The organism is Litoreibacter ponti (genome assembly GCF_003054285.1).
Classification (GTDB): Bacteria; Pseudomonadota; Alphaproteobacteria; order Rhodobacterales; family Rhodobacteraceae; genus Litoreibacter; species Litoreibacter ponti.
The window spans coordinates 2,242,594-2,254,535 of the sequence record NZ_QBKS01000001.1; the positions used below are offsets into that span (position 1 = coordinate 2,242,594).

The window sequence follows — 11,942 nt, forward strand, 5'->3', positions numbered from 1 at the left end:
CAGATCACGATTCAAGGTCGGTCTCCTTTACGGAAATACTGCCATGGGTCGGCCAGACTTCCAGCACCACTTCAAGCACCGGCTCACGCCAAAGATGCGAATGCAGGACGCGCCGCTCAAAAAGGATGTCCTGATAGGGCTCTTGGGAAACCTCGATCAGTCGATACCGATCCAGCGCCTGTTGCGCATCGAAATGGGCAATCGCGTTATCAATTATCTTGTGGCGCGTATTTGAAAGCGGGCCGTTGGCGTTGAAGGTTGTCTCGACGCCAACCCCATCGCAACCTGTGATGTGTCCGTTGTCGCGCGACACGCTCAGCCGAAGCAGATCATTTAGAAACAGCTCGGACGTCCCGTAGCTCCTGCTGACTTCGAACCCGTCGGTCCTCGGAGCCTCGAAATTCTCCATCGGCACCAGACAGCGTGCCTCAAACTCGTCCCAGGCACCCGCCTGCGCGCCGCACACCGAAACCATCACTAGCCCTAGTGGTCCGACGATCTGCCCGACACAAAGCCGACGCAAAGCCGACAGGTATCCGACGCCCGCTTCAATCATGCGACACCCCGAGATAGGCGTCGATGACCTCTTGGTTGTTGCGCACCTCGTCGGGCGTCCCATCGCCGATCTTGCGACCATAATCCATCACGACCACCCGGTCCGACAGGTCCATCACGACGCCCATGTCATGCTCGATCAGTGCAATCGTGGTGCCGAATTCATCGTTCACATCGAGGATAAAGCGGGACATGTCTTCCTTCTCCTCGACATTCATCCCGGCCATAGGTTCGTCTAATAACAAGAGCTTAGGCTCTGCGGCCAGCGCGCGCGCCAGCTCCACCCGCTTCTTCAGACCGTAGGGCAGCCGCCCCACGGGCGTCTTGCGGATCGCTTGGATTTCAAGAAAGTCGATGATCTTTTCGACGACTTCGCGGTTCTCCACTTCTTCGCGCTCGGCCTTGCCCTTCCAGATCATCTGGGAGAACAGCCCCGTTTTCATATGGGTCAGCCGCCCGGTCATCACGTTGTCGAGAACCGTCATCCCTTCGAACAAAGCAATATTCTGAAACGTCCGCGCAATCCCCTGCTGCGCCACCTGATAAGGCTTCATCGGCGGGCGTTTAGAGCCGCGAAACCACACCTCGCCTTCCTGAGGGTTGTAGAAGCCGGACACCACATTCAGCATCGAAGACTTCCCCGCCCCGTTCGGCCCGATGATGGCGCGGATCTCGCCCTCATGGATGTCGAAGGAGATATCCTTGATGGCCACGACCCCGCCAAACCGCAGGGTAATGTTCTTCATTTCCATCAGGGTATCACCGATCTGGCGCCCATCTGCGGTGGTGTAGTTGCCGGACATCGCGTTCATCGCGCAGTGATCTCCATTTGGTCCCAAATACTCGCGTCGGAGGCCTCGCGGGATGGCGGGCGGGGCGAAAGCGCAGCTGTGCGTCGCATCGTCATTCCGCCGCGACTTTCATGGGTTCGGCCACCTTGGCGTCCCGCACTTCGAGGGTCGCCTTGATCTTGCCTTTCCGCCCGTCCTCGTAGGTCACTTCCGTCTCTGTGTAGACAGACGACGAGCCATCGTAGAGCGCGGTAATCAGATCGGCATATTTCTCTTCGATGATCCGACGGCGCACCTTCTGTGTGCGGGTCAATTCGCCGTCATCGGCATCAAGCTGTTTGTGCAGCACCAGAAAGCGATGCACCTGGCAGCCTGACAGCATCGGGTCCTCCGCCACGCTCGCATTCACCTCTTCGATATGGCCCTGGATCGTCGCCAGCACCTGCGGGTGTCCGGCGAGTTCCAGGTAGCTTGAATATGCGATGTTGTTGCGCTCCGCCCAGTTACCCACCGCTGTCAGGTCGATATTGATGAAGGCTGTGCACATCTCGCGGCCATTGCCGAAGACGACGGCCTCCAGAATATTCGGAAAGAATTTAAGCTTATTCTCAACGTATTTCGGCGCAAACAGGGAACCATCCGCCATTTTGCCCACGTCCTTGGCGCGATCGATAATACGCAAGTGGCCCGAACCCTCTTCGATGAAGCCCGCATCCCCCGTCGCGACCCAACCTTCGGCGTCCTTGGTAGACGCCGTGCTCTCGTCGTTCTTGAAATAGCGCACGAAGACGCCGGGCGAGCGGTAGAACACCTCGCCATTATCAGCGATTTTCAGCTCCACGCCCGGCGACGGTACACCCACCGTGTCGGACCGAACTTCGCCATCGGGCTGTTGAGTGATGAAGACCGACGCTTCCGTCTGACCGTAAAGCTGCTTCAGGTTGATCCCGAGAGAGCGGTAGAAATCGAAAATCTCCGGCCCGATGGCCTCACCCGCGGTGTATCCGACGCGCACACGGCTGAAGCCAAGCGTGTTCTTAAGTGGTCCATAAACCAGCAAATCGCCCAGCTTGTATTTCAGCCTGTCACCGAAGCTGACGGGACGCCCGTCCAGCAGGTCCGGGCCGACCTTCTTGGCATGGGCCATGAAGTGGTGGAACAGCCATTTCTTGAAACGGCCCGCATCCTCCATCCGGATCATCACATCCGTGAGCTGTGTCTCGAACACGCGTGGCGGAGCGAAGTAATATGTCGGCCCGATCTCGCGCAAATCGTGATGCATCGTCGCCGGGCTCTCGGGGCAGTTCACGCAGAACCCGGTCCAATAGGCCTGCCCGATCGAGAAGATGAAATCCCCGACCCACGCCATCGGCAGATAGGCCAAAATGTCATCATCGGCGCGCAAGTGGTCAAATTCGGCTGACGCTCTCGACGTCTCAATGATGTTGCGATTGGACAGCACGACGCCCTTGGGCTTTCCCGTCGTGCCGGAGGTGTAAAGCATCACGCATGTATCGTCGTAGGTCTGGCGGTCTTGACGCGCGCGAAGCTCGGCCTTGTCGCCATCGGCACGGCCCTTTTCCTGCAGTTTCTGGAACTGCGTCAGGTGCTCCGGGTCGTATTTCCGCATCCCGCGCGGGTCGAGATAGATCATCTTCTCGACGCCCGGCACCTGCTCCTTGATCTCGAGCACCTTGTCGACCTGCTCTTGGTCCTGCGCCACGACAAAGCGCGCTCCGCAGTGGTCCAGAACATAGGCAATCTCTTCGGCCACGGCATCCTGATAGAGTGGCACCGGCACCGCGCCCACCATCTGCGCCGCCACAAGCGACCAATAGAGGTAAGGCCGGTTGCGTCCGATGATTGCCACGTGGTCGCCTTCGTTCACGCCAAGGGTGAGCAGGCCCAGTGCAAGCGCTTCGATCTCGTCCGCGGTCTCAGCCCAGGTCCAGCTTTGCCAGATCCCGAACTCCTTTTCGCGATACGCCGGAGACCCGCCAAAAGACGCAACATTGCGCGCCAAAAGGCGCGGCAACGTGGTCAGCTCACCTGATCCAGATGCTGTGTCAGCCAAATTTTCCTCCCAAGTCGGTCTTGCTCCGACGTCGGGCTTTTCGCCCTGTCCCACGATACTGAGACTCATATCTTCCTAGGTCAATTAAATTTTTTGAACGGGCGTTCATATAGCGCCTCTTCGCGAGGCCACGGAGCTGTGCTAGCGTAACCGGATGGATATTCTATCGCTTGTCTTTTACGCCATTGTTTGCGGCCTTCTGAGTGTGTTTGCACCAAATTTCGGCTCGACTGCCACCCGCATGGGGATCGGCGCGGTTGTTGGCATCGCGGCTGCGGCCTTACTCCCGATGATCCGCGGGGTATTCGGCGGCTATTGAGCGACCGCCCGTGCCAGCGTCTCCACCCCCGCGATCAGGTCTGCCTCGGCGGTGTCTTCCGCAAAATCGTGGCTGATGCCACCAATGGATGGCACGAACAGCATCGCGACCGGAAGTCTCCGGGCCACATTCGTTGCATCATGGAGCGCGCCAGACGGCATGTGCCGCCACTTGCCCGGCGCGACCTGGTCGGCCGCCGACGCCAGCCTCAACTGCAATCCCGTGTCCATCGCCACCGGATCAAGGCCCAAAAGCGGGCCATACTCCAGTGCCAAACCCAACTGCTCCGCAACTTCGCCGATCACGTCGCGGATCACCTCTTCCATCCGCGCCAGTCGTTCCAGATCGCCATCCCGCCATTGCATCGAGAAGACCACCTTGCCCGGCACGATGCTCGATGCGTTTGGCGACACGCTCACATGCCCGATTGTCCAGACGGAGGTCGGGGTCACAACGTTGCGCAACCGCTCCTCCAGCCCAACCGCGATCCGCGCAAGCCCCTGAACCGCGTCCCGCCGCAAATGCATGGGCGTCGTGCCCGCATGGTTCTGCTGTCCCGTCAGCGTCACGCGCATATCGCGAATACCCACGATGTCGGTGACGACGCCCAGCGTTTCGCCCGCCTGATCCAGCACAGGCCCCTGCTCGATATGCGCCTCGATGAAACCGGTGAAGCGCGACGCGTCAACTGGCCCGCTGGTCAGATGTTCCATGCGGGCGCGGGCTTCAGCGAAGCTCACGCCAGAATGGTCCAGCAGCGCGTCGGCCTCCGCCAACTCGAGCCCACCTGACCAGACCGCACTTCCGGTCGTCACCCCGAAGCGACCTTCCTCGTCCTGAAACGAGACGACCGAGACCGGCGGCCCACCCCGCTCCGCGCTGGCCCGAGACACCTCCAATGCCGCAATTACGCCAAACGCGCCATCCAGCCAGCCACCTTCGGGCTGGCTGTCAGTGTGAGACCCCATCAGCAGGCTCTGCCCGTCACGAAGCCCAAACAGATTTCCGACCTCGTCAAACCGCGTTGCGAGCCCAGCCTCCGACATCCGCTCCGCCAGCCAGATGCGTGCGGCGATGTCCGGCTCCGAATAGGCGGGCCGCACAACCCCGGAGCCCGAGGCGCCGAAGCTGCGCAAATGGTGAAGGTCGGACAGGAAACGCTCGGCGTTGATCATCGCGCAACTATGGCGCGCGCATCCGCTCCCAGCAAGCCGACGGCGACAATGACGCGCGTCGGGGGAGTTTGCCCGCGTGGCTGAGGGCGCAGCCCTCAAATCACGCAAAAGCATCGCGGGCGCGTCAGCGCACCTTGAGGTCACGACCGCTGCAAAAGCGCATAACGCAGATGCAGCTTTGGGCAATTTCCGCAGGCACGGCCGCCGCGTATGTGCCGCCCATCACTGCAAAAGGACTTCCATTATGCCCCGCACGCACACGCAAACCGCCACGCTGCTCTCCGCGCTCTGGCTCGCCTATATCTTCAACATCATCTTCCGCGACATTCACGAATTTATCCGCCCCGGCGTCCTGCAAGAGGTCCTGACCGACTCGCTCAACGGCACGCTCCTGAACGAAGGTCTGCTGTTGATCGGTGGAATTCTGGTCAACATTCCAATCGCGATGATCGTGCTCAGCGTCGCGCTCTCGCCTGTCGCATCACGGCGCGCAAACCTGATCGCCCTTCCGCTGTCAGGCATCATGGCCGTGCTTACAATGCCGTTTCCGGGCAGCTCAGCCGATTGGTTTCACGCCTTTGGCGAGCTCTGCATCCTCGCCTATGCCGCCCATATCGCGTGGGTCTGGCAGCCGCGTTATTCCGCGGCCACCTGAGCGGTATCGACAGCCTCGACCCGAACGGCAGAGAACTTGAATTCCGGGATCTTGCCAAACGGGTCGAGCGCCGGGTTCGTCAGGATATTTGCCGCCGCTTCGACATAGGCAAACGGCAGGAACACCATATCCGGCGAGACCGCGCGATCCTCGCGCGCCATCACCTCGACCGTGCCGCGGCGCGTTGTCAGGCGGACCATACCGCCCGGGGCGACGCCCAGCTTGCGCAAGGTCGACGGGTGCAGCGAACAATTCGCCTCAGGCTCGACCGCATCCAGAACCGTCGCGCGCCGGGTCATCGACCCGGTGTGCCAATGCTCCAACTGACGACCGGTGGTCAGGATCATCGGAAACGCGTCATCCGGCGTCTCGGCGGGCGGCGTCAGGCGTGCGGGCGTAAATTTCGCCCGGCCCGCCCGGCGCGGGAAGCCGTCGCCAAACACCACCGGCTGGCCCGGATCATCGGGGCCCGTGGTCGGATAGGTTACCGCGCTTTCAGCCTCGAGCCGCTTCCACGTGATGTGATGGAGCGAACGCATCGACATCTTCATCTCATCAAACACCTCGCGCGGGTCGTCGTAGTCCCAATCGAGCCCCACGCGCCGCGCCATCTCGACCAGCACCGCCCAGTCCTCGCGCGCGTCGCCCGGGGGCTGCACGGCCTGACGTGCCACCTGCACCTGACGGTTGGTGTTCGTCACGGTCCCCGACTTCTCCGCAAAGGCGGAGGCCGGCAAAATCACATCTGCAAACATCGCCGTCTCGGTCAGGAAGATATCCTGCACAACCAGATGGTCGAGCTGGCCCAACGCCTTGCGGGCATGTTCCACGTCTGGATCCGACATAGCCGGGTTTTCACCCAGGATATACATCCCCTTGATCTCGCCACGGTAGACGCGGTCCATGATCTCGACCACGGTCAGCCCCGGCTCCGGCGAGATTTCGGTGCCCCGCCAGATATGGCGGAACAGCTCGCGGACTTCGGGGTCCTTCACCGACTGATAATCCGGCAGGAACTGCGGGATCAGTCCCGCGTCCGATGCCCCTTGCACGTTGTTCTGCCCGCGCAGCGGGTGTAGCCCAGTGCCCGGACGCCCCACATGGCCACAGAGCAGCGCCAGCGAGATCAGGCAGCGCGCATTGTCGGTGCCATGGATATGCTGCGACACACCCATGCCCCAGAAAATCATCGCGCGGTTCGCATCGGCAAAGCGGCGCGCCACATCGCGGATCACCTCTGCCTCGATCCCGCAGAGATCAGCCATCCGCTCCGGCGTGAAGGCACGGATATGGTCGCGGAACTCGAAGAAGCCTTCGGTGAAGCCCTCGATGTAATTCCGATCATAGAGCTTCTCTTCCACGATCACGTTCATGATCGCGTTCAACAGCGCAACGTCGGTGCCGGGGCGGAATTGCAGCATGTGGGTCGCGTGCCGCTTCAGGCCCTGCCCGCGCGGGTCCATCACGATCAGCTGCCCACCGCGCTTGGTGAACTGCTTGAAATAAGTGGCTGCGACCGGGTGGTTTTCGGTCGGGTTCGCCCCGATCACGATCGCCAGATCAGCATTCTCGATCTCGTTGAAGGTCGCCGTCACGGCGCCAGAGCCGACATTCTCCATCAACGCCGCCACGGACGAGGCATGGCACAGCCGCGTGCAGTGATCGACGTTGTTATGGCCAAAGCCCTGCCGGATGAATTTCTGGAACAGGTAGGCTTCCTCGTTGGTGCATTTGGCCGATCCAAATCCTGCCACTGCGCTGCCGCCGTAATAGCTGCGCAGATCCACCAACCCGTGAGCGGCCTTGTCCAGCGCCTCTTCCCAGGTCGCTTCTCGGAAGAATTCCTGCCAGTTCTCCGGGTCCACGTTCAGCGCTTTCTCCGGCGCGTCTTCGCGGCGGATCAGCGGCTTGGTCAGGCGATGCGGGTGGTTGATGTAGTCGAAGCCAAAGCGGCCTTTGACGCACAGACGCCCCTCGTTCGCCGGGCCGTTGATGCCTTCGACGTGTTTGATCTTGCCGTCCTTGACCTTCATCGACACCTGACAGCCGACGCCGCAGAACGGGCAGACGGATTTGATCTCTTCGTCGAAATCCGCGCTGTCGCCCATCTGGGCCTCGTTGACCACGGTGGACGGCATCAGCGCACCGGTCGGACAGGCCTGCACGCACTCACCGCAAGCCACGCAAGAGCTGTCGCCCATCGGGTCGGACATATCGAAGACCGGGTAGGCGTCATGCCCGCGTCCAGCCATGCCGATGACGTCGTTGACTTGCACTTCACGGCAGGCGCGCACGCACAGCCCGCACTGGATGCAGGCATCCAGGTTCACCGACATCGCCACATGGCTGTCGTCGAGCAGCGGGATGCGCTCTTTCTCCAGCTTCGGGAAACGGCTTTCCGACACGCCCTGCAGCTCTGCCATGTCCCACAGATGCGAGGATTGGTCATGGGCAGCCTCGCGCTCGGGCTGGTCGGCCAGCAGCATCTCGACCACCATCTTGCGGGCGGTCTCGGCGCGGTTGGAATTGGTGGTCACCACCATGCCCTCAAGCGGTTCGCGGATGCAGGAGGCCGCAAGGGTACGCTCGCCCTCGATTTCGACCATGCAGGCCCGGCAGTTGCCATCCGGGCGATACCCCGGCGCAGGCTTGTGGCACAGATGCGGGATTTGCAGGCCACGGCCATTGGCCACTTCCCAGATGGTCTCGCCAGCTTTCGCCTCCACCTCTGCCCCGTCCAGGGTGAATCGGATCGTGTCGGACATGCGCAATCTCCCGTGTGTCACGGCAGCATAAAGCATGGAATTGCGCGCCCCTATGCCCCCGCCCGCGACACGCGACCTCGCATTTGCGCCATGGGGCGGACCGGGCTGGCGCCTATCGGAAACCTCGCCTACATCTGGACGCAAAGAAGGACCGACATGGCAGAGATCACGATCACCCGGCACGGCCAGGCAAATGCAGGCGCGAAAACCGAAGAGGAATACGACCGCCTCACGCCCTTGGGCCACCAGCAGGCGGCATGGCTCGGGGAGTATTTCGCCCAGACCCAAGGCTTCGACCGGATCATCTCGGGCGGGCTGAACCGGCAGATCGATACGGCGCGCGGGTTGAACCTGAACGGCTTACCGCACGAGATCGACTCGCGACTGAACGAGCTGAATTACTTCGCGCTCTCGGACTCGCTGCAGGACATGCATGGCGTGCCCTTTCCCGACAGCGCCGAAAGCTTTGCGGCCCACGTGCCGCAGATCCTAAGCCATTGGGCGGCCGAGGAAACACCGCCGGAGATCGAAAGCTACGCGCATTTCCGCGGCCGCATATTCGCGGCGGTCCAAGATGCAGCCAAGCTGCCCGGCCGCACATTACTCGTCAGCTCCACCGGCGTGATCGCGTCCCTGACCGCCATCGCCCTGGGGCTCGAGACCCACAACAAGGCCAAGATGTTTCTGCACGTCGCCCACACCTCGCTGCACCGCTTCGCCTTTTACGACATCGCCGGACGTGAGGAGCTGTATGTCGCGCAGTACGGCGCCACGCCACATCTCGATCACCCGGACCGGCATCACGCCCGCACCATGGTATAGGACCAGCACATGACACATCTTTGGGTCCGCGCGGAAAGCCGCGATCACGAACAACGGGTGGGCATCACGCCCCAAGGCGTCAAAGCGCTGATGGCGAAGGGCATCGAAGTCACGGTGGAAGACAGCGCCTCCCGCGCACTGCCCATCGACGGCTACCGCGCCACCGGCTGCGCCATCGCGCCGGAAGGCGCGTGGACCGACGCGCCTAAGGACGCGATCATTTTCGGGCTCAAAGAACTGCCGGATGACGGGACGCCCCTGCCCCATCGCCACATCATGTTCGGCCACGCGTTCAAGGGCCAGCCGTCGGGGCGTACTCTTCTGGAGCGCTTCAAAGCTGGGGGCGGTGCGCTTTATGATCTCGAGTACCTCGTTGACGCGGACAACCGCCGCGTCGCGGCTTTTGGCTATTGGGCGGGCTACGCCGGTGCCGCCGTGTCGATCCTGTGTTGGATCGCGCAGCAACGCGGCATGATTGCCGAGCCCGTTGGCGTCTACCCGTCCTCCAACCACATGCTCTCCGATCTGCAGGAGAAGCTGATCACCCTTGGCACCCACCGCCCTACGGCGCTGGTCATCGGCGCGCTTGGCCGCGTCGGAACGGGCGCGTCTGATCTGTGCACGGCGCTTGGCGTGCCCGTCACCAAATGGGACATGGCAGAGACCGCCTCCGGCGGCCCTTTCCCAGAGGTGCTGGCCCACACGATCTTCCTGAACTGCATTCTTGCCCGCCCCGGCACGCCGGTTTTTGTGCCGGCATCCGCCAAGGTCGCGCCGCGCAATCTCAGCGTGATCGGCGATATCGCCTGCGACCCCGACAGCGACTTCTCGCCCATCAAGGTTTATGACCGCGTCACGACATGGGATGCACCCGCGCTGAGGGTCCACGACGCCCCGCCTCTCGACGTGACCGCCATCGACAATTTGCCGTCGATGCTGCCTGTCGAAAGCTCCGAGGATTTTGCCGAGCAGCTCTTGCCGTCGTTGCTGACACTTGGCGATCTGGACAGTGGCGTCTGGGGCCGCGCCTACGAGACGTTCCAGCGCAACCTCTAGGCTTCAATCTTGGAGTGTCTAAAGGAGGTCTTCTTCCGCAGCACTCAGATCGAGGCCAAGCGCCTCCGCCCCCGACTCAAGATGGTCCGCGACATGTGGCATTCCCAGCAGGTAATCCGCGGTCGGCGTGCTTGCTTCCTGCCGGGCCGTAAGCACCGCTTCCTCCCATTCCTCCGCGTCGAAACTGCCCCGTCCAATCCAGGTCAACGCGACCAACTCGATTTGCTCTTGCTCTCCCATCGCGCCGATGAACGCGCGCAACTCTGCTTCGGCGCGCTCGCGCTCATGAGCATAAAGGACCACTTGGGCCACGGTGTTCAGGGACAGTTCCATGTGTACAATTCCTCGTCGCGTGTTTGACGCGAGAGTATGAAAAAAGGGGCCGAAGCCCCATGACATGGATCAAGTTTCCGCAGGCCCCGCAATCAGGAGAAGATGCGGAAGTAAATCCAGTCGGGCAAGAACTGCGAGCCGCGGAACACAAGGCTGAAAAGCGTCGGGAAAGAGCGCTTGAAGCCGCCCGATTTCATGTGGTCAAACATGGTTTGCGCGGCCTCATCAGGCTCCATGATGAACGGCATGTTGAAGTCGTTTTTCTCGGTCAGTTGGGTCTTGATGAACCCCGGGTTGGCGACCTGCACGTCGACGCCAGTCTGGCGCAAGTCAGCATACATGCACTCGGCGAGCGACATGCAGCCCGCTTTAGAAGCGGTATAGCCGATGGAGCCCGGAAGCCCGCGAAAGCCCGTCAGGCTGGAGGTCAGGACGATATGCCCGCGGTCGCGTTCGACCATGGCGGGCACGACCTGACCTAGAACCCGCGCCATGCCGGTGAAGTTGATATCGCACATTGCGGTGACTTCGCCCGCATCCCACTCCTTGGCGCCTTGGGGCCAATAGACCCCGGCCAAATGCACATACCCGTCTATCTCGCCCACCTCTTTGGCGGCGCGTTTCACGTCATCATCCTTGGACACGTCGATTGTCACATAGGAGGCTTTTTCGCCGATCTCGGATACGGCCTTTTGCAGGTCCTCTTCACCCCGGGCCGACAGCACCACCTCGGCACCCGCCGCGACCAATTTGTCGGCTAGCGCCCGCCCCAGCCCGGCGGACGCACCCACCAACCAATACCGTTTGCCCTGAAAAGATCTCACGCAGCTTGCCTCATATCTTTCTTGCGCATGGTCGCGACCAGTTCGGCGACCTTGATGCCGTACTTGCGGAACTGCGAGCGGTTCATGATGGTTCCGTTCTCCACCAGATACATCCAGTCCACGGTGTCCAGTTCATGCCCGCCGGACTCCTCGGGCAACTTGATGCGGTAGTTCAGCTGCAACGCCGGGCCTGCCTGCTGGCCGTGGCCCATGCCGATCACATCGGGCGCCTCCGCCTGGATTGAGCCGTCGTTGCCGACGGTCAGCTTCCAGTGGCGCTTTTGCACGGCGCCGCTGTCATAGGTGAAGACCTCGTGCATCATGCCCACATTGCCGTCCCACGTGACATCCATGTCCGCCACAAAGCGCGAGGTCACCCGGCCCGTCGGCCCATAGATCATGCCTTCGCATTGAATCGGCCCGCTCAGATGCTCGCGCACGTTGAACGCCGGGCCCTTGCCGGCGTAATCCTCCGGGCGCTGGCCCAGAAAGGACAGTTTACGGGTCCAGAGCCAGTAGAGGCTCGTCATCAAAGCCATCCCAAGCAGCGTGAAGCCAAGCAGTTCCATGGTC

At 61.8% G+C, this 11,942-nt stretch carries 12 protein-coding genes; 4 read left to right on the forward strand and 8 right to left on the reverse strand.

Features of this window, described 5'->3' with window-relative positions; genetic code table 11:
* Nucleotides 1–4: 4 nt before the first annotated feature.
* The 3 genes from C8N43_RS11415 to C8N43_RS11425 all read right to left on the reverse strand — a co-directional run bounded on the left by C8N43_RS11415 (nucleotide 5) and on the right by C8N43_RS11425 (nucleotide 3,420).
* The gene (locus C8N43_RS11415; protein WP_146174208.1) at nucleotides 5–556 is read right to left on the reverse strand and encodes a hypothetical protein; all 552 of its coding nucleotides are present in this window, start codon (nucleotides 554–556) and stop codon (nucleotides 5–7) included.
* A complete protein-coding gene (locus C8N43_RS11420) occupies nucleotides 549–1,367 on the reverse strand; it encodes an ABC transporter ATP-binding protein (protein WP_107845716.1) in 819 nt (272 codons plus the stop codon). The genes C8N43_RS11415 and C8N43_RS11420 overlap by 8 nt, the downstream gene beginning before the upstream one ends.
* A gap of 91 nt (nucleotides 1,368–1,458) precedes the next feature.
* Nucleotides 1,459–3,420 carry an AMP-binding protein gene (locus tag C8N43_RS11425; protein WP_245912977.1) on the reverse strand — a complete coding sequence of 654 codons (1,962 nt, stop codon included), beginning with the start codon at nucleotides 3,418–3,420 and terminating at the stop codon, nucleotides 1,459–1,461.
* A gap of 154 nt (nucleotides 3,421–3,574) precedes the next feature.
* Here C8N43_RS11425 and C8N43_RS19725 point away from each other — a divergent pair, with 154 nt between their 5' ends.
* Nucleotides 3,575–3,739 carry a hypothetical protein gene (locus C8N43_RS19725; RefSeq protein WP_170114421.1) on the forward strand — a complete coding sequence of 55 codons (165 nt, stop codon included), beginning with the start codon at nucleotides 3,575–3,577 and terminating at the stop codon, nucleotides 3,737–3,739.
* Here the strand turns inward: C8N43_RS19725 and C8N43_RS11430 are convergent.
* The gene (locus C8N43_RS11430) at nucleotides 3,733–4,914 is read right to left on the reverse strand and encodes a hydantoinase/carbamoylase family amidase (protein ID WP_107845718.1); all 1,182 of its coding nucleotides are present in this window, start codon (nucleotides 4,912–4,914) and stop codon (nucleotides 3,733–3,735) included. The two genes, C8N43_RS19725 and C8N43_RS11430, sit on opposite strands and share 7 nt — an antisense overlap.
* 244 nt (nucleotides 4,915–5,158) lie before the next feature.
* Between C8N43_RS11430 and C8N43_RS11435 the strand changes: the two genes are divergently transcribed.
* The gene (locus C8N43_RS11435) at nucleotides 5,159–5,569 is read left to right on the forward strand and encodes a DUF6326 family protein (protein ID WP_107845719.1); all 411 of its coding nucleotides are present in this window, start codon (nucleotides 5,159–5,161) and stop codon (nucleotides 5,567–5,569) included.
* On the opposite strand, the gene fdhF is transcribed toward C8N43_RS11435, so the two are convergent.
* Nucleotides 5,551–8,334 carry a formate dehydrogenase subunit alpha gene (gene fdhF, locus C8N43_RS11440; RefSeq protein WP_107845720.1) on the reverse strand — a complete coding sequence of 928 codons (2,784 nt, stop codon included), beginning with the start codon at nucleotides 8,332–8,334 and terminating at the stop codon, nucleotides 5,551–5,553. The two genes, C8N43_RS11435 and fdhF, sit on opposite strands and share 19 nt — an antisense overlap.
* A 156-nt stretch (nucleotides 8,335–8,490) precedes the next feature.
* On the opposite strand from fdhF, the gene C8N43_RS11445 reads away from it, so the two are divergent.
* On the forward strand, nucleotides 8,491–9,156 hold the full coding sequence (locus C8N43_RS11445; protein WP_158269970.1) for a histidine phosphatase family protein: 666 nt from the start codon (nucleotides 8,491–8,493) through the stop codon (nucleotides 9,154–9,156).
* A gap of 9 nt (nucleotides 9,157–9,165) precedes the next feature.
* Complete coding sequence (locus tag C8N43_RS11450; protein WP_107845722.1) at nucleotides 9,166–10,212, forward strand: saccharopine dehydrogenase; 1,047 nt, start codon at nucleotides 9,166–9,168, stop codon at nucleotides 10,210–10,212.
* A gap of 18 nt (nucleotides 10,213–10,230) precedes the next feature.
* Here the strand turns inward: C8N43_RS11450 and C8N43_RS11455 are convergent, their stop codons facing one another.
* From C8N43_RS11455 to C8N43_RS11465, 3 genes are all read right to left on the reverse strand, one after another.
* The gene (locus C8N43_RS11455; RefSeq protein ID WP_107845723.1) at nucleotides 10,231–10,545 is read right to left on the reverse strand and encodes a DUF3775 domain-containing protein; all 315 of its coding nucleotides are present in this window, start codon (nucleotides 10,543–10,545) and stop codon (nucleotides 10,231–10,233) included.
* Nucleotides 10,546–10,637: 92 nt separating this feature from the next.
* Nucleotides 10,638–11,369 carry an SDR family NAD(P)-dependent oxidoreductase gene (locus tag C8N43_RS11460; RefSeq protein ID WP_107845724.1) on the reverse strand — a complete coding sequence of 244 codons (732 nt, stop codon included), beginning with the start codon at nucleotides 11,367–11,369 and terminating at the stop codon, nucleotides 10,638–10,640.
* Nucleotides 11,366–11,938 (reverse strand): DUF3833 domain-containing protein, encoded by a 573-nt coding sequence (locus C8N43_RS11465; RefSeq protein ID WP_107845725.1) that lies wholly within the window; start codon nucleotides 11,936–11,938, stop codon nucleotides 11,366–11,368. The genes C8N43_RS11460 and C8N43_RS11465 overlap by 4 nt, the downstream gene beginning before the upstream one ends.
* Nucleotides 11,939–11,942 lie beyond the last annotated feature (4 nt).